Annotated in this window: 21 protein-coding genes; 8 read left to right on the top strand and 13 right to left on the bottom strand. The window is 70.2% G+C overall.

From position 1 onward, the window contains the following. Positions 1-32: 32 nt before the first annotated feature. On the bottom strand, positions 33-563 hold the full coding sequence (locus AC4D2E_RS08360; RefSeq protein WP_490952265.1) for a flavin reductase family protein: 531 nt from the start codon (positions 561-563) through the stop codon (positions 33-35). 86 nt (positions 564-649) lie between these two features. On the opposite strand from AC4D2E_RS08360, the gene AC4D2E_RS08355 reads away from it, so the two are divergent. From AC4D2E_RS08355 to nrdR, 3 genes are all read left to right on the top strand, one after another. Continuing rightward, on the top strand, positions 650-1,177 hold the full coding sequence (locus AC4D2E_RS08355) for a hypothetical protein (RefSeq protein WP_490952264.1): 528 nt from the start codon (positions 650-652) through the stop codon (positions 1,175-1,177). A 68-nt stretch (positions 1,178-1,245) separates the two neighbouring features. Then, positions 1,246-2,610 (top strand): histidinol dehydrogenase, encoded by a 1,365-nt coding sequence (gene hisD, locus AC4D2E_RS08350; RefSeq protein ID WP_490952263.1) that lies wholly within the window; start codon positions 1,246-1,248, stop codon positions 2,608-2,610. A gap of 139 nt (positions 2,611-2,749) precedes the next feature. Next, positions 2,750-3,250 carry a transcriptional regulator NrdR gene (gene nrdR / locus AC4D2E_RS08345; protein WP_490952262.1) on the top strand — a complete coding sequence of 167 codons (501 nt, stop codon included), beginning with the start codon at positions 2,750-2,752 and terminating at the stop codon, positions 3,248-3,250. 110 nt (positions 3,251-3,360) lie between these two features. Here the strand turns inward: nrdR and ppgK are convergent, their stop codons facing one another. Together ppgK and map are read right to left on the bottom strand one after the other, a co-directional pair. After that, a complete protein-coding gene (gene ppgK / locus AC4D2E_RS08340) occupies positions 3,361-4,173 on the bottom strand; it encodes a polyphosphate--glucose phosphotransferase (protein WP_104164277.1) in 813 nt (270 codons plus the stop codon). A 91-nt stretch (positions 4,174-4,264) separates the two neighbouring features. Beyond that, positions 4,265-5,143, bottom strand: coding sequence for a type I methionyl aminopeptidase (gene map / locus AC4D2E_RS08335; protein WP_104164279.1), 879 nt, complete (start codon positions 5,141-5,143; stop codon positions 4,265-4,267). A gap of 97 nt (positions 5,144-5,240) precedes the next feature. Here map and AC4D2E_RS08330 point away from each other — a divergent pair, with 97 nt between their 5' ends. Continuing rightward, entirely contained in the window at positions 5,241-5,405 is a 165-nt protein-coding gene (locus AC4D2E_RS08330) for an SPOR domain-containing protein (RefSeq protein WP_146067326.1), read from the top strand. A 17-nt stretch (positions 5,406-5,422) separates the two neighbouring features. Here the strand turns inward: AC4D2E_RS08330 and panB are convergent, their stop codons facing one another. Next, positions 5,423-6,292 carry a 3-methyl-2-oxobutanoate hydroxymethyltransferase gene (panB, locus tag AC4D2E_RS08325; protein ID WP_490952261.1) on the bottom strand — a complete coding sequence of 290 codons (870 nt, stop codon included), beginning with the start codon at positions 6,290-6,292 and terminating at the stop codon, positions 5,423-5,425. Positions 6,293-6,571: 279 nt separating this feature from the next. On the opposite strand from panB, the gene glnA (AC4D2E_RS08320) reads away from it, so the two are divergent. Both glnA (AC4D2E_RS08320) and AC4D2E_RS08315 read left to right on the top strand, forming a co-directional pair. Beyond that, positions 6,572-7,912 (top strand): type I glutamate--ammonia ligase, encoded by a 1,341-nt coding sequence (gene glnA, locus AC4D2E_RS08320; RefSeq protein ID WP_104164283.1) that lies wholly within the window; start codon positions 6,572-6,574, stop codon positions 7,910-7,912. 33 nt (positions 7,913-7,945) lie between these two features. Beyond that, entirely contained in the window at positions 7,946-10,954 is a 3,009-nt protein-coding gene (locus AC4D2E_RS08315; RefSeq protein ID WP_490952260.1) for a bifunctional [glutamine synthetase] adenylyltransferase/[glutamine synthetase]-adenylyl-L-tyrosine phosphorylase, read from the top strand. 84 nt (positions 10,955-11,038) lie between these two features. On the opposite strand, the gene glnA (AC4D2E_RS08310) is transcribed toward AC4D2E_RS08315, so the two are convergent. After that, positions 11,039-12,463, bottom strand: a complete 1,425-nt coding sequence (gene glnA, locus AC4D2E_RS08310; RefSeq protein WP_490952259.1) for a type I glutamate--ammonia ligase — start codon at positions 12,461-12,463, stop codon at positions 11,039-11,041. A 251-nt stretch (positions 12,464-12,714) separates the two neighbouring features. On the opposite strand from glnA (AC4D2E_RS08310), the gene AC4D2E_RS08305 reads away from it, so the two are divergent. Continuing rightward, entirely contained in the window at positions 12,715-13,152 is a 438-nt protein-coding gene (locus AC4D2E_RS08305) for an RDD family protein (protein WP_490952258.1), read from the top strand. A gap of 87 nt (positions 13,153-13,239) precedes the next feature. On the opposite strand, the gene AC4D2E_RS08300 is transcribed toward AC4D2E_RS08305, so the two are convergent. From AC4D2E_RS08300 to AC4D2E_RS08285, 4 genes are all read right to left on the bottom strand, one after another. Further along, a complete protein-coding gene (locus AC4D2E_RS08300) occupies positions 13,240-13,992 on the bottom strand; it encodes a DUF4191 domain-containing protein (RefSeq protein ID WP_490909065.1) in 753 nt (250 codons plus the stop codon). Positions 13,993-14,062: 70 nt separating this feature from the next. After that, positions 14,063-15,064 carry a lipoyl synthase gene (lipA, locus tag AC4D2E_RS08295; protein WP_490909067.1) on the bottom strand — a complete coding sequence of 334 codons (1,002 nt, stop codon included), beginning with the start codon at positions 15,062-15,064 and terminating at the stop codon, positions 14,063-14,065. Beyond that, positions 15,061-15,789 (bottom strand): lipoyl(octanoyl) transferase LipB, encoded by a 729-nt coding sequence (gene lipB / locus AC4D2E_RS08290; RefSeq protein WP_490952257.1) that lies wholly within the window; start codon positions 15,787-15,789, stop codon positions 15,061-15,063. Before lipB ends, lipA begins: the two co-directional genes overlap by 4 nt. Before the next feature lie 65 nt (positions 15,790-15,854). After that, entirely contained in the window at positions 15,855-16,232 is a 378-nt protein-coding gene (locus tag AC4D2E_RS08285; protein WP_146067327.1) for a hypothetical protein, read from the bottom strand. 134 nt (positions 16,233-16,366) lie between these two features. Between AC4D2E_RS08285 and AC4D2E_RS08280 the strand changes: the two genes are divergently transcribed. After that, positions 16,367-18,502, top strand: a complete 2,136-nt coding sequence (locus AC4D2E_RS08280; protein WP_490952256.1) for a serine/threonine-protein kinase — start codon at positions 16,367-16,369, stop codon at positions 18,500-18,502. A gap of 18 nt (positions 18,503-18,520) precedes the next feature. Here the strand turns inward: AC4D2E_RS08280 and AC4D2E_RS08275 are convergent, their stop codons facing one another. The 4 genes from AC4D2E_RS08275 to lpdA all read right to left on the bottom strand — a co-directional run bounded on the left by AC4D2E_RS08275 (position 18,521) and on the right by lpdA (position 23,485). Beyond that, complete coding sequence (locus AC4D2E_RS08275; protein WP_490952255.1) at positions 18,521-19,417, bottom strand: TIGR01777 family oxidoreductase; 897 nt, start codon at positions 19,415-19,417, stop codon at positions 18,521-18,523. Positions 19,418-19,560: 143 nt separating this feature from the next. Next, a complete protein-coding gene (locus tag AC4D2E_RS08270) occupies positions 19,561-19,992 on the bottom strand; it encodes an OsmC family protein (RefSeq protein WP_490952254.1) in 432 nt (143 codons plus the stop codon). 136 nt (positions 19,993-20,128) lie between these two features. Then, positions 20,129-21,949 carry a 2-oxoglutarate dehydrogenase, E2 component, dihydrolipoamide succinyltransferase gene (sucB, locus tag AC4D2E_RS08265; protein WP_490952253.1) on the bottom strand — a complete coding sequence of 607 codons (1,821 nt, stop codon included), beginning with the start codon at positions 21,947-21,949 and terminating at the stop codon, positions 20,129-20,131. A gap of 153 nt (positions 21,950-22,102) precedes the next feature. Continuing rightward, entirely contained in the window at positions 22,103-23,485 is a 1,383-nt protein-coding gene (gene lpdA, locus AC4D2E_RS08260) for a dihydrolipoyl dehydrogenase (protein WP_104164307.1), read from the bottom strand. Positions 23,486-23,683: the final 198 nt, after the last annotated feature.

The following is a 23,683-nucleotide window of genomic DNA, read 5'->3' as shown; positions in this document are numbered from 1 at the left end:
CCGGGCGGGTGCCGGCGTCAGATGACGTCGCGTCAGATGACGTAGTCGGTGGCCGTCGGCGTCCCGTAACTGCCGCCGTGGTACAGCAGGGGAGCGCCGTCGCGACCGATGGTCCCCGCGACCACCTCCGCGACGACCACGGCGTTGTTCTCGAAGGACAGGCGCATGCTGATGCGTCCCACGAGCCAGCCGGCGACGTCCCGGAGGATCGGGACGCCCTCCGGTCCCGGCTCCCAGTGGTCGCCCGTGAACCGGTCCTTCGTGCGCGCGAAGCGGATCGCCAGGCCCTCGTTCTCGGTGCTGAGCATGTGGACGCCCACGAAGCTGGTGTTCGCGACGGCCGGCCACGAGGACGAGGACCGCGCCATGTTGAACGAGAAGCGCGGCGGTTCGGCGGACAGCGACGCGACGGACGTCGCCGTGAAACCGTAGGGCACGCCGTCGTAGGTGGCGGTGATGATGGCCACGCCGGCGGCATGGCGGCGGAAGACCTCGCGGAAGGACTCCGCGTGCACGCCCGTGGGCGAGGTCGATGGCGGCGCGGCGGTGCCTGGATTGCTCACGTGGTTCCTCCGGGGGCTCTCGGCGTTAGACACCCCAACCCTAGGCGCGCACCCCGGGGGCGGAGCGGTTTGTTAATGTAGAAGTCATGCGTGCCAGCAGGGAACCGGCCACCGGACCGAGCAACTACCCGCCTCCCGTCTACTCCGTGGCCGAGGACCGGCGATCGGTGCCGCCCGCCGGGGTCTTCTGGTGGGTCGGGTCCACGATCCTCCTGGGCGCCGTCGTGGGCGCCGCATGGTGGCTCCTCGCTCCCACCGGACGCCTGTTCGGCGATCCGTCCTCCGCCGACCAGTGGCTCCTCCGGGACCTCACCCTCGCCGGCCTCGAACTCGTCGCCGGGATCGCCGTCGGCACCGTTGTGGCCCTGCGGCTCATGCTGCCCGCCGCGGTGGCGCGCATCCTTGCCGCCGTCGGCGGGTCCGCCCTCGGCTCCCTCCTCGCCCTCGCCGTCGGGGAGGGCCTCGCGTACCTGCTCGGACCGCACGGGCAGGACGGGCTGCCCGGATCCGACTTCCTGCTGCACTCCTACGGCGCCCTGGCCATCTGGCCGGCCGTCGCCGCCGTCATCATCTTCGCCACGGCCCTCATCGGCCTCGCGCGCCGCCGGACCTGACCACGGCGCCTGTCGGGAGGGCCGCCCGTGGGTGAGCGGGCGTACGGCACTCCCGATAGACTCTCAGGGTGAATCCACCGTCCAGCACCTCCCCGACCGTCGGCTTCCGCTCCATCGACCTGCGCGGCCGGACCCTCTCGCCGGGCGACCTGAAGAGGGCTATGCCGCGCGCCGCCGCGGATGCCCGCTCCTCGGAAGCCGCCGTGCAGGCCATCATCGACGATGTCCGTGCCCGCGGCATCGAGACCCTCCGGGAACTCGCCCTGCGCTTCGACGGCGTCGAGCAGGAGCACCCGCGGGTGCCGGCCGAAGTCGTGGACGCCGCCCTCGCCGGCCTGGACGACGACGTCCGGGCCGCGCTCAAGGAGGCCATCCGGCGGGCGCGCGTCTTCGCCCGGGCCCAGGTGCCGGACGACGTCGAAGTGCAGGTGGCGCCCGGAGCGCACCTGACGCACAAGTGGATCCCCGTGGACCGGGTCGGCCTCTACGTGCCCGGCGGGCTCGCCGTCTACCCGTCCTCCGTGGTCATGAACGTGGTGCCCGCGCAGGCCGCCGGCGTCGGATCGATCGCCCTCGCCTCGCCCCCGCAGAAGGAGTTCGGCGGCTGGCCGCACCCCGTGATCCTCGCCGCCGCCGCCATGCTCGGCGTCACCGAGGTGTACGCCATGGGCGGCGCCCAGGCCGTCGCCGCCCTCGCCTACGGGATCCGGGACCACTCGGGGACCGGCCGGGACATCGATCCCGTGGACGTCGTCACCGGGCCCGGCAACGTGTTCGTGGCCACGGCCAAGCGGCTGGTCCGCGGCCAGGTCGGCATCGACTCGGAGGCCGGCACCACCGAGATCGCCGTCCTCGCCGACGCGAGCGCCGACCCCGACCTCGTCGCCGCGGACCTCGTGAGCCAGGCGGAACACGATCCCCAGGCGGCGTCCGTCCTGGTGACGGACTCCGAGGAGCTTGCGGCCGCCGTCGTCCGGGCACTCGAGGCCCGTGCCGCCCGGACGCGCCATGCGGAGCGGGTGCGGACCGCCCTGTCCGGGCCGCAGTCAGGCGTGATCCTGGTCGACGACGTCGAGCACGGGATCGCCGTGTGCGACGCCTACGCGGCCGAGCACCTCGAGATCCAGACCATCGACGCGGCGGAGGTCGCCGGGCGCATCCGCAACGCCGGCGCCGTCTTCATCGGCGCCTACAGCCCGGTCAGCCTCGGGGACTACTGCGCGGGGTCCAACCACGTCCTGCCCACCAGCGGGACGGCCGCCTTCGCCTCCGGGCTCAACGTGACGACCTTCCTGCGTGCCGTCCAGCTCGTGCACTACGACCGCGAGGCGCTGCGCGAGGTCGCGTCCTCGATCCTCTCGCTGGCGGAGGCCGAGAACCTCCCCGCGCACGGGGAGGCCGTCGCGGCCCGTTTCGAGGTCGGCGCATCCTGATCCGCGGCCGCACCCACGCCGCACCCACTCCTGCGGTCGGCCACTACATCTGGTAATTACAGTGTTGTTGTTTCACTACATGTAGTCCTAAACTGGTCTCGGCACGTTGTCGGAACGGCCTACGGAGCGGGAGGGACCCATGTACTGTCCGTACTGCCGTAACCCCGACTCCCGCGTCGTCGACAGCCGCCTCGCGGACGACGGATCCGCGATCCGGCGCCGTCGCCAGTGCCCGCAGTGCGGCCGCCGCTTCAGCACCGTGGAGACGACGAGTCTCAGCGTGGTCAAGCGCTCCGGAGCCGGCGAACCGTTCAGCCGGTCCAAGATCATCAACGGTGTCCGCAAGGCCTGCCAGGGCCGCCCGGTGACCGAGGACGACCTCGCCCTCCTGGCGCAGGAGGTCGAGGAGAACGTCCGGGCCAGCGGCGTCGCGGAGATCGATGCACACGAGGTGGGGCTGGCCATCCTCGAACCGCTCCGGAAGCTCGACCAGATCGCCTACCTGCGGTTCGCGAGCGTGTACCAGGGGTTCGAGTCCCTCGAGGACTTCGAGGAGGCCATCGGCACCCTGCGCCGGCAGAACGAGGGCCACGGGCAGCGCGTTCCCACCGGGATGCAGCGGCCCCTGACGGCGCACTAGCGCCCTACAGACCCCGGTGGTGGCTGCGGAGGGGAAGCCGACGCCACCACCGGTTCCACGTCCTTCCAGCGTCGCCGAGGCGGGGAGCAGGCGTCTGGGGTTCTCCGACGTCAGGCCTTCGGGCCGGAGAGCAGTGCGGCCTGCAGCGCCCCGCCGACGATCCCCGCCTGGTTCTTCAGCTGCGCCGGGATGATCGGGGTGCGCAGCTCCAGCGACGGCAGGTACTCGCTGCTGCGCTTCGAGATCCCCCCGCCCACGATGAACAGTTCGGGGGAGAAGAGGAACTCCACGTGCGAGAAGTAGCGCTGGAGGCGGACGGCGTACTCGTCCCAGTCGATGCCGTCCCGCTCACGGGCGACGGCGGACGCCTTCGTCTCGGCGTCGTGCCCGTCGATCTCGAGGTGGCCGAGCTCCGCGTTCGGCACCAGCTTCCCGTCGAAGATGAACGCCGAACCGATACCCGTACCCAGGGTGATCACGAGGACCGTGCCCATCCTGCCCTTGCCGGCCCCGTAGCGGACCTCCGCGAGACCGGCGGCGTCGGCGTCGTTGATCACGTGGACCTCCCGGCCGAGGACCTTGCTGAAGAGGCCGTCGACGTCGGTGTCGACCCAGCTCTTGTCCACGTTCGCCGCGGACCGGGCGATGCCGTGCTGGATGATGGCGGGGAAGGTGACGCCCACCGGGACGTCGGCAGCAGGGCCTTCGGGCCGGGAGGAGAGCTCCGCGACGATCTGGGCGACCACCTCGGCGACGGCCTCGGGCGTCGACGGCTTCGGCGTCGGGATCCGGTACCGTTCGCCGACGATCACACCCTTCTCGAGGTCGACGATGCCGCCCTTGATGCCCGTGCCGCCGATGTCCACGCCGATGACCGTGGCGGGGAGCTTCTTCGATTTCTTCTTCTCGGTGTCCTTGGGCATGACTCTCTCTCGACGGATGGGTTGAGGCGTCGTCCGGCGCGTGCCGGACATGGTCGTGGTGCAGCGTGCGGTGTGGATCGCCGAGGCGGTATTACGGGAGGGTCAGGACCTCGGCGCCGCGATCGGTGACCAGGAGAGTGTGCTCGAACTGCGCCGTCCTCTTCCGGTCCTTCGTCACGACGGTCCAGTCGTCCGCCCACATGGTCCAGTCGACGGTCCCGAGCGTGAGCATCGGTTCGATCGTGAAGACCATCCCCGGCTCGATCACGCGGTTGTACGCCGGGGCGGCGTCGTAGTGCGGGATGATCAGCCCGGTGTGGAACGCCTCGCCCACGCCGTGCCCGGTGAAGTCACGGACAACACCATAACCGAAGCGCTTCGCGTAGGACTCGATGGTGCGGCCGATGACGTTGATCTCGCGGCCCGGTGCGACCGCGCGGATGGCGCGGTTGAGGGATTCCTGCGTGCGCTCGACGAGCAGGCGGGATTCCTCGTCCACGTCGCCGATGCAGAAGGTGTAGTTCGTGTCGCCGTGCACGCCGTCCTTGAAGGCCGTGATGTCGATGTTCAGGATGTCCCCGTCCTCGATGACGGTGGAGTCCGGGATGCCGTGGCAGATGACCTCGTTCAGTGACGAGCACAGCGACTTGGGGAACCCCCGGTACCCGAGCGTCGAGGGATAGGCGCCGTGGTCGAGCAGGAATTCGTGGCCGACCCGGTCGAGCTCGTCGGTGGTCACGCCCGGCTTCGCGTGGTTGCCGACCTCGACGATGGCCTGGGCGGCGATCCTGCCGGCCACACGGATCTTCTCGATCGTCTCCGGCGTCTTCACCTCGGATCCGGTGAAGGGGGCGGGCGCCTTGCGGCCCACGTACTCCGGGCGTGCGATACCCCGGGGAACGGGGCGCTGGGGCGAGATGGCGCCGGGCGTCAAAGTCCCAAGGGGCGCGGCGGCGGAAGTCTGGGGCATACCCTGATTCTATAGCGGGCGCTGGTCGGCGGCCGAAAAGGCGCTGCCGGACCGGCCGGCGGACACCACGTTCCGCGCCCGGATCGAGGAGGTCGACATGACGGAGTACTGGTTCAACGTGCGCACGCACGAGATCGAGGAGGACCGGCAGTCGGACTGGTCGCAGCTCATCGGACCGTATGCGACGAGGGCCGAGGCCGAGAAGGCCCTCGAGAAGGTCCAGCAGCGCAACGAGGCCTGGGACCGGGACGACGACGCGTAGGCCCCCGGGCAGTACAGCTAGAACGTGTGCTCGGGGCCGGGGAACGTGCCGGCCCGGACGTCGTCCGCGTAGGCGCGGGCGGCATCCGTGAGGACCGTCCGGACGTCCGCGTACTGCTTGACGAATCTCGCCTGCCGGCCGCCGCGCAGCCCCGCCATGTCCTGCCACACCAGCACCTGGCCCGTCGTGCCCGGGCCGGCCCCGATGCCGATCGTCGGTACGCGCACGGCGGCCTCGACGGCGTCCGCGGTCCTGCTGGGCACCATCTCCATGAGGATGCAGAAGGCCCCGGCGTCGGCGAGGGCGACGGCGTCGTCGACGATGCGCTGCGACGCGTCCCCGCGCCCCTGGACCCGGTACCCGCCGAGCGCGTGCTCGCTCTGCGGCGTGAAGCCGATGTGCGCCATGACCGGGATGCCGGCGCGCACGAGCGCCCGGACCGTTCCGGCGTACTCGCCGCCACCCTCCATCTTCACGGCGTGCACCAGGCCCTCCTTCAGGAGGCGGACCGAGGATTCGACGGCCTGCTGGGGGGACACCTCGTAGCTGCCGAAGGGCAGGTCGGCGACGACGAGGGCCCGCCGGGCCGCCGTGCTCACCGCCCGGCTGAAGAGGATCATCTCGTCCAGCGTGATGGGCAGCGTCGTGGCGTGTCCGAGGACGTTGTTGGCGGCCGAATCGCCGATGAGGAGCACCTCGATGCCGGCCTCGTCGAACACCTGGGCCGCGTACTGGTCGTACGCCGTCAGCATCGCGAACCGCGTGCCGTTCTCCTTGGCCTGCTGCAGGTGGTGGATGCGGATGCGGCCGGTCGGGGTGGCTGCGGGCGGGGTCGGCGTCGTGCCTGCGCCCGCTCCGTAGGGGGCGGGCAATTCGGCGGAAGTCATGACACGAGACTATCGGACGGCGCTGCGCCGTTCCGGGGCCGCTCGAGGCGGGCCGCCCGCCGTAACCGGCCGTTAACACGGGCGCGCGAGAATGGCGAGGCGCGGCCGCGCATGTTCCGGGCCCGCGGATCAGTAGAGTGATGACGGCGCCTCACGCGCGCCCGGGACGGCCCTGAGCCGTGCGGGCGGTCCGCGGCGCCGGAGCAGGGCGTCCCGGGCAGGTACTGCCTGCCGCTCCGACCGAGCGGTCCGGGCATCGATTCGAGGAATGAGGTTGTCATGGACCGGCAGCAGGAATTCGTACTGCGCACCATCGAGGAGCGGGACGTGCGCTACGTACGGCTGTGGTTCACCGACGTCGTCGGGTCCCTGAAGTCGGTGGCGCTCGCCCCGGCCGAGGTCGAGGGTGCGTTCGAGGAGGGCCTCGGGTTCGACGGATCCTCCATCGAGGGGCTCGCGCGGGTGTACGAGTCCGACATGCTGGCCCAGCCGGACCCGTCGACCTTCCAGATCCTGCCCTGGCGCGGCGAGAAGGAGCAGACGTCCCGGATGTTCTGCGACATCCTCACCCCGGACGGCCGGCCGTCCACCGCCGACCCGCGCGGGGTCCTCAAGAAGACCCTCGCGAAGGCCGCCGACATGGGGTTCACCTGCTACACGCACCCGGAGATCGAGTTCTACCTGCTGAAGTCCGCGGAACCGGGCGCGGACGGCCAGCCCGTGCCGGTGGACCAGGCGGGCTACTTCGACCACGTGCCGGGCGGCGTGGCCCAGGATTTCCGGCGGACGGCCGTGGCGATGCTCGAGTCCGTGGGCATCTCCGTGGAGTTCAGCCACCACGAGGCGGGGCCCGGGCAGAACGAGATCGACCTGCGCTATGCCGACGCGCTGCAGACCGCGGACAACATCATGACGTTCCGCACCATCATCAAGGAGGTCGCCCTGACCTCGGGCAGCTATGCGACCTTCATGCCGAAGCCCTTCTCCGAGCATCCCGGGTCCGGGATGCACACCCACTTCTCGCTGTTCGAGGGCGACACGAACGCGTTCTACGAGGCGGGCGCCGAGTTCCAGCTGTCGAAGACCGCACGCCAGTTCATCGCCGGCATCCTCCGGCACGCCCCCGAGTTCACCGCCGTGACCAACCAGTTCGTGAACTCCTTCAAGCGGCTCTGGGGCGGCGGCGAGGCGCCGAGCTACCTGTCCTGGGGCCACAACAACCGCTCCGCCCTGGTGCGGGTGCCCCTCTACAAGCCCAACAAGGGCCAGTCCGCGCGCATCGAGTACCGTGGCATCGATTCCGCGAGCAACCCCTACCTCGCGTACTCGGTGCTCCTGGGCGCGGGCCTGAAGGGCATCGAGGAGGGCTACGACCTGCCGCCGGCCGCCGAGGACGACGTCTGGAGCCTCACTGCCGCCGAGCGCCGCGCCATGGGACACGACCCCCTCCCCGCCAGCCTGCACGACGCCATCCGCGTCATGGAGGAGTCCGAGCTCGTCGCCGACATCCTGGGCGAGCAGGTCTTCGAGAACTTCCTGCGGAACAAGCGCGCGGAGTGGCACGACTACCGCATCCAGGTGACACCCTACGAGCTGCGCCGGAACCTCAACATCCTGTAAGGCCGTCCCGGAGGACATGGCTAGGGTTGGGGCATGAGCCTCAACCGCAAGCTGATCAGCTACGGCTTCACGGACCTCGAGAAGAGCCGGCGTTTCCTCGACGCCCCGGAACTGCGTGGCCTCGACGACGACGACCTCTTCGCCGGTCTCGCCCTGTCCGCCAACCCGGACATGGCGCTGCAGTCCTTCGTGAGGCTCCTGGCGGTGGATCGCACGGCGGTCACGGCGGCCTTCTCCGACGAAGGCCGACGCGGCCTCCTGTTCCGGCTGCTGGGCGCCACCGAGGCGCTCGGGGAGTTCCTCATGCGCCGCCCCGAACACCTGGACGTCTTGAGGACCAGGCCGGCGACGCCGCCGGTCGTCGCTCCCGAGGGGCTGCGCGCCGAGTTGCTCGGCTCCGTCGACGCCGATCCGGCCGCGGCCAATCCCGTCGCGGGCGTCGTCGGCGTCGATGCGTACTGTCGGCTCCGGGTCGCCTACCGGAGGCTCCTCACGGACCTCGCCGTCCGCGACCTCGGGCACTGTGCGCCCGTCGACTACCTGCCCGTCGTCGCGCGTGAACTCGCGGACCTCGCCGCCGCCGCGCTGGAGGCGTCGCTCGCCGTCGCGCGGGCGGAACTCGGCGAGGTGTACGGGCCCGACGTCGTCGCCCGGGTCAGGCTCGCCGTGATCGCGATGGGCAAGTGCGGTGCCCGCGAACTGAACTACATCTCCGACGTCGACGTCGTCTACGTGGTGGAGGGGGAGGACCTCGACGACACGACGCTCACCCGGATCGGGACGGGACTCGCGTCCGGCATGTCCCGGGGCGTGTACTCGCCCGGTCCGGAGCCGGCCCTGTGGGAGGTGGACGCGAACCTCCGGCCGGAGGGCAAGGACGGCCAGCTCGTGCGGACGCTGCAGTCACACGTGTCCTACTACGAGCGGTGGGCCAAGACCTGGGAGTTCCAGGCCCTCCTGAAGGCCCGGGCCGCGGCAGGGGACGCCGACCTCGGCCGGCGGTACGAGGAGGCCATCGCCCCGCTCATCTGGGCGTCGTCGCAGCGGGAGGGTTTCGTCGAGGGCGTCAGGGCCATGCGCCGCCGCGTCACGGACAACATCGCGCGCGACGAGGAGGCACGCCAGCTGAAGCTCGGCCCGGGCGGCCTCCGCGACGTCGAGTTCACCGTGCAGCTGCTGCAGCTCGTCCACGGACGGCTGGACGAGTCGCTGCGGGTCCGGGACACCGTCTCCGCCATCGCCGCCCTGAGCGCCGCCGGGTACGTGGGACGCTCCGACGCGCTGGACCTCGACGACTCCTACCGCTACCTGCGGGTCCTCGAGCACAGGATCCAGCTCATGCAGATGCGCCGCACCCACCTGATGCCCGAGGACGAGACGTCGCTGCGCGCCCTCGCGCGGTCCTCCGAGGGATGCATGGTGCGGGTACGTCCGAGCGCCCAGAGCCTCCACGACAAATGGCAGTCCACGCGGCGCCTCGTCCGGCGGCTCCACGAATCGATCTTCTACCGGCCCCTGCTCAACACCGCGGCGACGCTCCGGCCCGAGGACGTGCAGCTCACCGCGGAGGCGGCGCAGGCACGCCTCGCGGCGCTGGGCTACCAGGATCCGCGGGGCGCGATGCGCCACATCGAGGCACTCACCGGCGGGCTCCGGCGACGCGCACTGCTGCAGCGGCAACTCCTGCCCATCCTGCTGGGCTGGTTCGCCGACGGCGTCGATCCCGACGCCGGGCTCCTCGGGTTCCGTCGGCTCAGCGAATCGCTCGGCGAGAGCCACTGGTACCTGGGCATGCTGCGCGATTCCAACGCTGCGGCGGAACGCCTCTGCGCCGTCCTGTCGAGCAGCCGGTTCATCACCGACCTGCTGGAGGTGTCCCCGGAATCGACGCAGTGGCTGGGCTCCGACGCCGAGCTCGTCCCGGAGACCTTCGAGGCCCAGTGGCACGAGATCCGGTCGAAGATGTCCAGGCACCCGGAGCCCGAGGATGCCATCCGCCTGATCCGCCTCATCCGGCGCCGCGAGCTGCTGAGGATCGCCGTCGCCGACAGTTCGGGCCTGCTGTCCCAGGCGGAGGTAGGGGAGGCGCTGTCCGACACCGACCGGGCGGCGGTCCTCGGTGCCCTGCACGTGGCCGAGAACCAGGTGTTCGCGCGCGAGGAGCAGCTCACCGATGTCGTCGTCATGGCGATGGGACGCCAGGGCGGCCGCGAGATCACGTACGGGTCCGACGCCGACGTCATCTACGTGCACCGGTCACGACCCGGGGCGGACGAGTCCGCGGCGCAGAAGCAGGCGGAGACGATCGTCGCACGGCTGGTCGCGCTGCTCACCCAGCCCTGCAAGCCCGCCGTGCTCGCCGAACGCGTGCTGGAGATCGATGCCGCCCTCCGCCCGGAGGGCAAGCAGGGCCCGATGGTCCGCTCGATCGGCTCCTACCGCGAGTACTACCGCCGCTGGTCGCTCGTGTGGGAGGCGCAGGCGCTCCTGAGGGCCCGCCCGCTGGCGGGCGACGACGGCCTCGCCACCGAATTCCTGGACCTCATCGACCCCGTACGGTATCCCCGCGACCTCGCCGAGAGCGACGTCCGCGAGATCCGGCGCATCAAGGCGCGCGTCGAGGCGGAACGGCTACCGCGCGGGGCCGACCCCTCGCGGCACCTGAAGCTGGGGCGCGGTGCCCTCAGCGACGTCGAGTGGCTGGTGCAGCTCCTCCAGCTGCAGCACGCGCATGCTCTTCCGGCCCTGCGCGTGCAGTCCACCCTCGCCGCGCTGCAGGTGATCGAGGCCGAAGGGCTGGTCCCGGCGGAGGACGTCGCCATGCTGCGCGGCAGCTGGACCCTGGCCACCCGGATCCGTGCGGCGAACCTCATCTGGAGCGGCCGGGGGTCCGACCTGCTGCCGTCCTCACGCCGCGACCTCGAGGCGGTGGCGCGCTGGTGCGGCTACGGTCCGGACAGCGGCTCCCACCTGGAGGAGGACTACCTCCGGATGACGAGGCGCAGCCGAAGCATCTTCGAGCGGCACTTCTACGGGTACTAGCGCTCCCGTTCCTGCTGCGGGACCGGCGACGGCGGCCGCCCCCGCAGTGGGGACGACCGCCGTCGCATGTGGTGCGGGGTGCTGCTAGACGCCGTAGTAGAGCTCGAACTCGTAGGGGTTCGGGCGCAGGGAGAGCGGCTTGATCTCCATCTCGCGCTTGTACTCGATCCACGTGTCGATCAGGTCCTGCGTGAAGACGTCGCCCGCCTGCAGGAACTCGTTGTCCGCCTCGAGGGCCAGGAGGGCCTCCTCGAGCGAACCGGGAGCCTTCTGGATGTCCTTAGCCTCCTCGGCGGGGAGCTCGTAGAGGTCCTTGTCGATGGGGTCAGCGGGCTCGATGCGGTTCTTGATCCCGTCGAGGCCGGCCATGAGCTGCGCGGCGAAGGCGAGGTACGGGTTCGACGACGGGTCCGGCGCGCGGAACTCGATGCGCTTGGCCTTCGGGTTGGACCCGGTGATCGGGATCCGGATGCCGGCGGAGCGGTTGCCCTGCGAGTAGACCATGTTGACCGGGGCCTCGAAGCCCTTGACCAGGCGGCGGTAGGAGTTGACCGTCGGGTTGGTGAAGGCCAGGACGGCGGACGCGTGCTTGAGCAGGCCACCGATGTACCAGCGGGCCATGTCCGAGAGTCCGGCGTAACCGCGCTCGTCGTAGAACAGCGGCTGGCCGTTGCTCCACAGGGACTGGTGGCAGTGCATGCCGGAGCCGTTGTCGCCGAAGACGGGCTTCGGCATGAAGGTGGCGGACTTGCCCCAGGCGTTCGAGACGTTCTTGACGATGTACTTGAACTTCTGCAGGTCGTCCGCAGCGTGCGTCATGGTCGTGAACTTGTAGTTGATCTCGGCCTGGCCGGCGCCGCCGACCTCGTGGTGGGATCGCTCGACCTCGAGGCCCGCCTTGTCCAGTTCGATGCAGATCGCGTCGCGCAGGTCCGCCTGCTTGTCGACGGGGGACACCGGGAAGTAGCCGCCCTTGAACGGCGTCTTGTTACCGAGGTTACCGCCGACCTCCTCGCGGCCGCTGTTCCAGGGTGCCTCGATGGAGTCCACCTTGTAGAAGCTGCCCTGGGGGGAGGACTCGTACTGCACGTTGTCGAAGATGAAGAACTCGGCCTCGGGGGCGAAGAACGCCGTGTCCGCGATGCCGGTCGAGGAGAGGTACGCCTCGGCCCGCTCGGCGACGCTGCGCGGATCGCGGTGGTAGGGGTCGCCGGTGCGCGGGTTGACGATGGAGAAGTTCAGGGCGAGGGTCTTCTCGACGCGGAACGTATCGATGAACGCCGTCGTCACGTCCGGGATCAGCTGCATGTCGGACTCGGCGATGCCCTGGAAGCCGCGGATGGAGGAGCCGTCGAAGAGCTGCCCGTGGATGAAGAAGTCCGCGTCGACCGTCTTGGCGGGGACGTTGAAGTGCTGCTGCACGCCGGGCAGGTCGGTGAACCGGACATCGACGAACTTGATGTCTTCGTCGGCGATGAATTTGAGGACTTCGTCCGCATTCTTGAACATTCATGCTCCTATCGCAGGGCTGGGGGAAAGACTGGGCGCCAGCGCGTGCCCCTGCACGGCGCGGGAAGTCACGAGCTCCGGCGGAGTGGGACGCTGCCGCCGTCTCGCTCCAACTGTAGGAGCGGGCAGTTTCTCGCTGGTGTCGCCGTTGTTTCCGGGACGTTACATGAGGGGAAGTGCGTCTCCCACCCTAGCGCGTCCCTGAGGTGGCGGGCATAATGGGGCCGCTCACCGCCGGGTACGCTGGAGGCGTGGTAAGTAGACATGACCTCGGCTCGTGGATGGAAGGCCCCTCACCGTCGGGCAACCAGCAGTGGCCCGGCCAGCGGCTGGGACGGCCCGAAGCGGGTCCGGGGTCGATCGCCCGATTCGGGCCGAGGGCCGCGGCGCTCCTGATCGACTGGGTCATCTGCTCACTGCTGTCCGCAGCGTTCTTCGGGTACGACTCCTTCGCCACGCTGTACCTCTTCCTCGCCGAACAGATCCTGTTCGTCGGGTTCTTCGGCTACAGCATCGGGCATCGCATCCTGCGCATGCAGGTGCAGACCCTGGACGGCAGGCCTGCGGGCTATCTCACCGCGATCATCCGGAGCGTGCTCCTGTGCCTCGTGATCCCGGCGCTCATCATCGACACGGACCAGCGTGGAATCCATGACCGGGTACGCGGGACCGGGCTCTTCCGCATCTAGCCGGCACGACGGACCGGACGACGAGGAGCCCCTCCCGACGGGAAGGGCTCCTCGTGTGTCAGCGGGACCGGTACGGCGACCCGCGGGTCAGCGCCCGCGCATCGCCTTCCGGTCGGGCCGGGCCTTGAACGGGTCCACGCCCTTGGGGATCGGGAGCTTCGTACCGAGGGCGCTCAGCCGCTTGTCCACGGCCGAAACCTCCTGCTTGGTGAGGGTCTTCTTGAGCTTCTGGACGGTCTTCGGGAGCTTCGACAGGGGGACCTGACGATCGTCACGGCCGGTCTCGATCACGTGGACGGGCACGTTGGGGATGATGCGGGCCATCTTGCGTTTCTCGCCGTCCACGAGCTGCTTGACCCGGGTGGACGGACCCTCCGAGACGAGGATGACTCCCGGGCGACCGATCACGCGGAACACGGCGTCCTGGGTGCGCGGGTTCACGGCGACGGGCTGCTCCTGGAGGATCCAGCCGCGACGCAGGACGCTCAGGGCGGCTCCGGCCGCGCCCGGCTTCCCCTCGATCTGCGAGAACGCCGCACGTTCGGCCCGGCGCGACAGGATGAAGATCGCGGCGAGGAACGCGAGCGGGATGGCGATGATCATCAGCGTGACGACGTTGTCGATCAGCAGCCCGATCAGCAGCCCCAGGGCGATGATGCCGACGAACGCCAGCAGCATGAACCAGACGACGCTCGGATCGTTGCGCCGGGTCATCTTGAAGACCTCGGAGACCTGCTTCATCCGCCCGGTCTTCTTCGGGCCCTTCGCGGCCTTCGGCTTGCGGGAGAACAGGCGGCGTTTGGGCGTGGGGGAACCGGAAGGATCGATCGTGTGCGACATAGTTCTTCGATTCTACGGGATGGCGGGGGAGCGGCGGCCGGACTGCCCGCCGTCGTGTGCGGCGGGCAGGTCAGCCGGCGAGGAGCGAGGACGCTTCCTGCAGGGCGGTTCCGGACTCGTCCAGGTGGGCGAGTTCCGGGGGGAGCTCGAGGCCCTTCTTGCGCATGGCGCGCGCCCAGAGGCGGCCGGCGCGGTACGACGAGCGCACGAGGGGGCCGCTCATGACGCCGAGGAACCCGATCGCCTCGGCTTCCTCGCTCAGTTCGACGAACTCGCCGGGCTTCACCCAGCGGTCCACCGGGAGGTGGCGCTCGCTCGGGCGCAGGTACTGCGTGATCGTGATGAGGTCGCAGCCGGCGTCGTGCAGGTCGCGGAGGGCTTCGGAGATCTCTTCCCGGGTCTCGCCCATCCCGAGGATGAGGTTCGACTTCGTAACCATGCCGCGGTCGCGTCCCTGGGTGATGACGTCGAGGGAGCGCTCGTAGCGGAATGCCGGCCGGATCCGCTTGAAGATGCGGGGGACCGTCTCGACGTTGTGCGCGAAGACCTCCGGGGCCGCGTCGCAGATCGCGGCGATGTGCTCGGGGCGGCCGGAGAAGTCGGGGATGAGGATCTCCACGCCCGTGCCCGGGTTCATGCTGTGGATCTGCCGAATGGTCTCGGCGTAGAGCCACACACCCTCGTCGGGCAGGTCGTCGCGCGCGACGCCGGTGACGGTGGCGTAGCGCAGGTTCATCGACTGCACCGACTGGGCGACCTTGAAGGGCTCGCTGCGGTCGAGGGGCTGCGGCTTGCCGGTGTCGATCTGGCAGAAGTCGCACCGCCGGGTGCACTCGGAGCCGCCGATCAGGAACGTGGCCTCCCGATCCTCCCAGCACTCGAAGATGTTGGGGCAGCCTGCTTCCTCGCAGACGGTGTGCAGGCCCTCCTTCTTCACCAGGTTCTTCATGGACACGAATTCCGGGCCGATGTTGACCTTGGCCTTGATCCAGTCGGGCTTTCGCTCCACCGGTGTCTCGGCATTGCGCGCCTCGACGCGCAGCAGTCGGCGGCCCTCGGGTGCAAGACTCACAGGGAAGCTCCTTCTGGCTGGTTCTGGGCGGGGCCGGACGTGCCGGCACCGGCAGGGTGGGGTGTCCCGGTGTCATCGTTGCCCACCAGCACCGCCTCATTCTTGCGCAGTCCCGCCTCGATCGACGAAACGAGATCGGCCGGGGTGACCATGCGGCCGCATTCGGCGGAGATGGAGGTGACGCCGGCGTCCGCGATGCCGCAGGGGACGATCTGCTGGAAGGGCGCGAGGTCGTTGCTGCAGTTGACGGCGAAGCCGTGCATGGTGACGCGGTTCCTCACACGGATGCCGATGGCCGCGATCTTGCGCGCGGGTCGCGCGCCGGTCTCCGCGAGCCAGACCCCGGAACGCCCGTCGATCCTGATGCCGTCGATCCCGAGGGGGCGCAGGGAGGCGATGATGACCTCCTCCAGGGTGTGGACGTAGTCGGCGACGCGCGCCGGATCCCGCAGCGCGAGGACCGGGTATCCGACCAGCTGTCCTGGCCCGTGCCAGGTGAGTTTGCCGCCACGATCGACGGGCACCACGGGTGTGCCGTCGAAGGGCCGCTCGTGATCTTCGGTGCGTTTGCCTGCCGTGTAGACGGGGCTGTGTTCGAGGAGCAGGACGGTGCTCGGCGCGGCGCCCTCCACCACCCGGGCGTGGAGTGATTTCTGCATCTCCCACCCCTGTGTGTACTCGATGAAATCCGGAGCGAGGCCGACGCGTGAGAGCACAAGGGTCATGGCACAAGCCTAGTCCTGCCCGGCGACACCGTCCTGCCGCCGTCCTCCGGGCCGGGCCTGCACGGTCAGCACGGCGATCCGCGCCGGTCCTCGGAGCGATCGGGGAGGTCGAAGGTCGCACCGAGGCGGACCAGTCGCCAGTCCGTCCCCGCACGCCGCACCTCGAAGTGGAGGATCGGGGAGACGGGGCCGGTCTGGGCCTGGAATCGCCAGAAGTCGGCCCGCCACGGGTGGACCGGCCGCACGTCCTCCCTGTCCGCCCGTGTCGAGGGCAGTGCCCGCCACGTCGACCAGTGACGACGGGGACCCACCACCTGCCACAGGGAGCCCCGCCAGCGCAGCCGGCAGGGCTGCGGGAGGCCGTCGACGTCCTCGAAGGTGAGTCCGACGGCCTCGTCCACAGGACGCCAGGCCTCGGTTGCATCAGGGGGAGTGCGTTTCATGACTACCTGCCTCGTCCGGAACTGTGCATTAAAAATAGAACAAATGTTCTAGTGCTGCAATCGGGTCCGGAGCGCGTCGCCGGCTGGGCTGTGGATAACCCGCGCGGACGGCTCACGTGCCCTAGAACTGGACCATGGACGATGACACCGGGTCGACGGCGGCGAGGCCTTCAGCAGGCACGACGACGGGCACTGCGGCGGGGGATGCCGCATTCCCGCCCAACAGACCGGACGGGACGGTGAGCGCGGGTCCCGACGACGCAGAGCGGCCGGCCGTCCCGGGACTGCGGGTCGGGCGTCTCCTGGGACGCGGCGGATCCTCCGCGGTATGGCTGGTGACAGACGACGAGGGTCGGCGTCTGGCCCTGAAGGTGCTCGCACCGGTTCCTGCAGGTGCCGCGGAGGGACGAGGCGCGGAGCGGGCCGTGGTGCCGGGCCGTCGCGGGAGGCGCGCTGCCACCGGCGTTGCGCCATTGCCCGCCTCCGGTGCGGGGTCGAACGGTGCTGCGGCGCCCTCCCCGTCATCGGGCGTCGGGGGCGGCGTGGGCATGAGCGTCCTCGTGCGCGAACTGAGGTTCCTGCAGCGGTTCGCCCATGATCACCTCGTCAGGGTGCACGGCGTCGTCGAGACGGACCAGGGCCCCGGCCTGCTGATGGACCTCGCCCCGGGCGGCTCGCTCCTCGCCCTCGTCACGAGCCGTGGACCGCTGCCGATCCCCGAGGTCGTGACAGCCCTGGTCCCGGTGGCGCAGGCTCTCGGCTACCTGCACGGCGCCGGCGCCCTGCACGGGGACGTGACGCCGGGGAACATCCTCTTCACGGCCGAGGGCAAGCCACTCCTCGGTGATGTCGGGACCGGACGCCTCCTGGGAGCCGGGCGGGACGGCGTCGCGGGGACCCCCGGCTTCCTCGATCCGCTCCACGACGGATCGTTCGACGCCGGCGCCGACGTCTTCGCCCTGGCGGCCGTGGCCTGGTTCGCCCTGACCGGCCGGATCCCCGGACCCGCCGAGCAGCGGCCGCCGCTCGCATTGATCGTCCCGGAGGTACCCCTGGAGCTCATGCAGCTCATCGAGGATGCATTGAGCTCCGACAGGGACCGACGCCCCACCGCGGACCACTTCGCCCGCGGCCTGCTGGCCGGCTCGGCGCCGGCTCCCGTCGACCTCGTGCCGGCGGTGCATGCGAGCGTCCTGCCGGAGCTGCTGACCCGACGGGCCGACCCGCCTCCCGGCGATCCGCGGTCCCGGTGGAGGCGGCCGGGCGGCATCCGCCCGTCCGCCGGCGGGGGTGGACCGGGGGCCGTGCGCGCAGAACGCCTGCCCGGAGGCAGCTCCCGGGGAGCACGGCTCCGGGGACCACGCAGTCCAGGAGGATCCGTGCCGGGAGCACGGCCACGGGGAGGACGCCGTCGGGGTCGAGGACAGGCCCCTGCTTCCCGTCGAGCGGGCCCGGTGTCCCGGCAGCGGGGCCGCTCCGGTTCGCGGGAGCGGCGTACCCGGGGCGTGCTGGCGCTCCTGACCGGGGTCGCCGCCGTCGTGCTGCTCGTGGCAGGGATGGCCCTGACCCTCAACGTCGTCCGTTCCACGGAGCCGGCGGCCGGTCGTGCACCCGACACCGCACCCGACGCCGTGCGCGGCGCCGCTCCCGATGCCGTCCCCGGCGGGACCCCGGCGATTCCCGGGCCGGACCCTGCGGACCCCGGCCCGTCGGATCGGAGCGAGGCCGGCGGGGGGAAGGAGCGGCCTGGCGCGGACCCGGCCCGGGACGGGACGGGCACCGGCAGCCCCGACACGGACCGGGCAGCACGACCCGGTGATCCCGCCGTCGCGCTGCATGGACTGGCCGACGCGAGGGCACGGGCCTTCGCCGAGGCGGATCCGGACCTGCTCACCATGGTCGACGTCGCGGGGTCGCCGGCGATGGCGGCGGATCGGGAAGCGGTCGGAGCGCTCGCCGGGACGGGCAGGGCTCTGCGCGACCTGTCGATCGACATCCGGGACCCGGCCGCACTGACGGACGCGGAGCTGGCAGACCTCCCGGCGCTCGCGACCCTCCCGGCGGTCACCGACCCGCCGCGATCCACCGAGGTGTCCGTGGTCCGGGCGACGGCGGCGCTGTCCTCCTACACCGAGACGGCGTCGGCACCGGCCCTACAGGGATCCGGGCCGGGCCCGCTCATGGCGGCCGACCGGCAGGAGCTGATCTTCATCCTGTGGGGGTCCGCCGACGGGTGGCGGATCCACTCCGTCGTTGCGCCGCCCGCCTGAGCCGTGCCGTCCGCGGGGTCAGGACGTCACGGAGCGGCGCACCCAGGAGGCGAGGGCCTCCGGAGTGGGCTCGTCGAAGGTGAAGCCGGCCCGGGTCAGCGCGCGGGGCTCCATGCGGACGCTCGCCAGCAGGAGGTTCGTGGCGAGCTGCCCCATGACGACCTTCAGGAAGATGCCGGGGACGCGGAACCACACCGGTCGGTGGAATGCCTGGCCGAGCTGCAGCGTGATCGTGTCCACGGTCGACGGCGTCGGCGCGTTGACGTTGACGGGACCCGACAGGGGCGCGGTGAGGAGGAACTCGACGGCGCGGACCTCGTCGTCGAGGCTGATCCAGGGCCACCACTGGCGGCCGGAGCCGAGCGACGTACCGGCGAAGAAGCGGATCGGGGTCAGGAGCGCGGGCAGGGCCCCGCCCTGCTTCGCCATCACGACGCCCGTCCGGGTGAGCACGACGCGCACGGCATCGGGAGCGCGCAGCGCCTCCGCCTCCCAGCGCCGGCAGATATCGGCCATGAGGGAGTCACCCGAGGTGGAGCCCTCGGTCAGCACCTCGTCGCCCCGATCCCCGTAGTAGTTGGACCCCGACTGGCTGATGAACACCGTGGGTGGGGTGGCCGCCTTCCGCATCGCCTCGACGAGGGTCCTGGTGGCAGTGATGCGCGACGAGTACAGCGTCTCGATATAGCGCCTCGTCCAGAGTCCGCCAGCGATGCCCGCCCCGGAGAGATTGATGACGGCGTCCGCCCACTCGACGGCGTCGACGTCGAGGTCCCCGGCGGACGGGTTCCACCGGACCTCCTGCGGACCCTTCGGCGCCCTGCGCACCAGGCGTCGGACCTCGTGGTCCGTCTCGAGCTTGCGGGCGAGGGCAGTACCGATGGTCCCGGACGCGCCGGCGAGGAGGATACGCATGCTCCCATCGAACCACTTGTCACGGGGGAACGGTACCGGAGCCGCCGTGCGGGGGTGGCCTCGCCGGGACGACGGCAGGCGCCGCAGGACGAGGGACCCCCGGACGCCGTCCGGGGGTCCCTCGTCCTGCGGGATGGAAGGGCTCAGCCCTGCAGGGTGGCGGCCAGCGAGATGTCCTTCACCGCGGCGAGGGCCTGCGAGACGGGGCAGCCCTCCTTGGCGGCCTGCGCGAGGCGCTGGAAGTCCTCCTCGGACAGGCCCGGCACGGTGGCGTCCACCGTGAGGCGGATGGCGGTGATCCCGGTGCCGGGCTGGAAGTCGACCTCCGCCTTCGTCTCGATGCGCTCGGCAATGTTGCCCTCCTCGCTGAGGGCGAGGCTGAACGCCATCGAGAAGCAGGCGGAGTGCGCCGCCGCGATGAGCTCCTCGGGGCTCGTCTTGCCGCCCGACTGCTCTGCGCGGGCCTTCCAGGTGACGTCGTAGGTGCCGAGGCCGGACGAGTCGAGCGTGACCTGACCAGAGCCGGTGGGGAGGTCCCCGCTCCAGACGGTGTGGGCTGTACGAACGGTAGCCATGGTTCTCCTTGCTGTGGAACGGACGCGGAGGTCGCATCCGGTGCTTCGGTCCCATCCTAGGGAGCGGGGGAGAACAGGAGAAGCCGCCTCCCTCACGGGAAGCGGCTTCTCCTGCGACCGGGTGGCCGGCCAGGCGCTACAGACCGAGGTCGGCCTCGAACGCGCCCGCCTCCAGGCGTGCCTTCAGCGTCTGCAGGAATCGACCCGCGTCCGCGCCGTCCACGAGGCGGTGGTCGTAGGTCAGGCTCAGGTACATCATGGAGCGGATCGCGATCGTGTCGTCGCCGTCGGGGCCGGTGATGACCACGGGACGCTTGACGATGATGCCGGTCCCGAGGATGCCGACCTGCGGCTGGTTGATGATCGGTGTGTCGAACAGGGCTCCCGCGGAGCCGATGTTCGTGATCGTGAACGTCCCGCCCGAGAGCTCGTCCGGGCCGATCTGACCGCTGCGGGTCCGTGCGCCGACGTCGGCGATCTTCTTGGCGAGGCCGCCGAGGTTGAGGTTGCCGGCGTCCCTGATGACCGGGACGAGCAGACCCTTCTCGGTGTCGACCGCGATCGCCAGGTGCTCGGCGTCGTGGTAGGTCACTTCCTTCTTCTCCTCGTCGAACGAGGCGTTCAGCTTCGGGTGCTGCTTGAGCGCCTCGGTGACGGCCTTGGAGAGGAAGGGCAGGAAGGTCAGCTTCGCGCCGTTCTGCGCCTGGAAGGTGTCCTTGGACGCGGTCCGCAGCTTCGCGATGCGCGTCATGTCGACCTCGATCACCTGGGTGAGCTGGGCGGACACCTCGAGCGACTCGCGCATGCGCTTGGCGATCGTCTGCCGGATGCGAGGGGCCTTCTCGACCGTGCCGCGCAGCTTCGAGGGCTCGACGGCGGGGGCCGCGGGCTTCGACGGTGCGGCGGACGCAGGGGCCGGGGCGGACGCTGCTGCCGCGGGCTCCGCCTTCTGGGCCTTCCTGGCCTCCGCCGCCTCGAGGACGTCCTGCTTGCGGATCCGTCCGCCGACGCCGGTGCCCTTGACGGTCGAGAGGTCGACGTCGTTCTGGTTGGCCAGACGACGCACGAGGGGGGTCACGTAGGCTGCGGCGTCCGAGGTTCCGGATTCCTGCGCCGGCGCGGATTCGGCCGCGGACTTCTGGGCAGCCTTCTCGACAGGCTTCTGGGCGGGCTCGTCCTCGGAGGGGGCGGGCTTTGCTGCGGGCGCGCCGCCGTCGTCGGACGGGGCGGCCTGCGGGGCCTTCTCGACCGGAGCGTCGTCGCGTTCCTCGGCGGGTGCCGCGGCCAGCGGTTCGCCTGAAGCGGCTTCGACCTTCTTGGGCGCGGCAGCCCCGGAGCCGATCACGGCGAGGACCGCGCCGACCTCGGCGGTCTCGTCCTCGTTGACGCGGATCTCCTGGAGCTTGCCCGCGACGGGGGACGGGATCTCGGTGTCGACCTTGTCGGTGGAGACCTCGAGGAGCGGCTCGTCGACCTCGACGTCGTCACCGACGGCCTTGAGCCAGCGGGTGACGGTGCCTTCGGTGACGCTTTCGCCGAGAGCGGGGAGGGTGACCTCGGTGCCCTCCGACGACTCCTCCGAGGATCCGGCGGACGACTCCTCGGCGGGGGACTCGGCGGCCGCAGGAGCCGACTCCTCCTCGGGCTCTGCCTCGGCGGGGGCTTCCTCGGAGGCCGGAGCGGCGCCGGAGTCGGCGCTGCCCTCATCGCTGCTCCCGGAGCCGTCACCGATGCGCACGAGCGGGGCGCCGACCTCGGCGGTCTCGTCCTCGGCGACCAGGATCTCCTCGATCACACCGGCGATCGGGGACGGGATCTCGGTGTCGACCTTGTCGGTGGAGACCTCGAGGAGGGGCTCGTCGACCTCGACACGGTCACCGACCTGCTTCAGCCAGCGGGTCACGGTGCCTTCGGTGACGCTTTCACCGAGAGCGGGCAAGTTCACGGATTCAGACATAGTGCGCCCGTTTCTCCTTCGTAGATCGTTCCTTTGGCAGCTGGTCGACGTGCGGGCCTGCTCAGCTGGACGTGCTCGGTTTTTCTGCTTCCGAGCTTAGTCCACGCCCTTGGGGCGTGGACCAAGCCGGTGCGGTGCCTGCAGGGTTGTGCGTCAGCCGTGCAGCGGCTTGCCGGCCAGGGCGAGGTGGGCCTCGCCGAGGGCCTCGTTCTGCGTGGGGTGCGCGTGGATGAGCGGGGCGACGTCCTCGGGGTACGCCTCCCAGTTGACGATGAGCTGCGCCTCGCCGATCTGCTCGCCCATACGGCTGCCGAGCATGTGGACCCCCACGATCGGGCCGTCCTTCTCGCGGACGAGCTTCACGAGTCCGCCCGTGCCGATGATCGAGCTCTTGCCGTTGCCGGCGAGGTTGTACTCGTGCGTCTCCACACGGTCGTCGCCGAACTTCTCGCGGGCGGCCTTCTCGGTGTAGCCCACGGAGGCGATCTCGGGATCACTGTAGGTGACCTTGGGGATGTTCAGGTCGGCGACGACGACGGGCTTCAGGCCGCCGATCTCCTCCGCCACGAAGATGCCCTGCTGGAAACCGCGGTGGGCCAACTGCAGGCCGGGGACGATGTCGCCGATCGCATAGATGTTCCCGACGCCGGTGTGGAGGCGCTCGTCGGTGATGACGAAGCCTCGGTCCAGGGTGAGGCCGGCCTCCTCGTAGCCGAGGTCCTGCGTGACGGGTCCGCGTCCGACGGCGACGAGCATGAGGTCCGCCTCGAAGGTCTTGCCGTCCTCGAGCGACACCACGACGCCGTCCTCGTTCTGCTCGACGGACTTGAAGCGGGTGCCGGTGTTGAACTTGATGCCGCGCTTCTTGAACGCCCGCTCGAAGCTCTTGACGATCGAGGCGTCCTCGTTCGGGACGAGGGAGGGGAGGGCCTCGATGATGGTGACGTCCACGCCGAACGACTTCCATACGGACGCGAACTCGCAGCCGATGACGCCGCCGCCGAGGATGATCGCGGTCTTCGGCACGAAGTCCATGGTGAGGGCCTGGTCCGAGGTGATGACCTTGCCGCCGATCTCGAGGCCGGGGAGGCTGCGCGAGAAGGAGCCGGTCGCCAACACGATGTGCTTGCCGGTGTAGACGGTGCCGTCGACGTCGATGGTGTTCTCCGACGCGAGCTTGCCCGAACCCTCGATGACCGTGATGCCCTTGGACTTGATGAGCCCCTGCAGGCCCCGGTACTTGCCCGCGATGATGCCGTCCTTGTATGCGTTGACGGCGTTCATGTCGATCGACTCGAACGTCGCCTTGACACCGTACTTCTCGGCATCGCGGGCGCCGTCGGCGATCTCGGCGGAGTGCAGGAGCGCCTTCGTGGGGATGCAGCCGTTGTGGAGGCAGGTGCCGCCGAGCTTGCCCTTCTCGATGAGCCCCACCGTGAAGCCCAGCTGCACCGCGCGGAGGGCTGCAGCGTATCCGCCGCTGCCTCCACCCAGTACCAGGATGTCGAATTCTTGCGCAGTTGCCGATGCGGCCACTTGGACGCTCCCTCGCGTGGTCTGTTGACGCGCAGGGCGCGTCGGTTGATAGATCGGTTGATGAATCGATGACTGATGCGGTCGCGGTGCGGTCGCAGGTGCTTCGTACCCTCGTTTTTCACCCTATCCCCAGATGTGGTCCGCATCCACCTGAAGCGCGGGCGCTGCACGCCGCAGTTCGCGGATGTGCGCATTCTC

Source organism: Arthrobacter sp. TJ-265 (assembly GCF_058269135.1).
The sequence above is the reverse complement of the archived record's forward strand: the minus strand, read 5'-3'. Positions and strand labels throughout refer to the sequence as shown.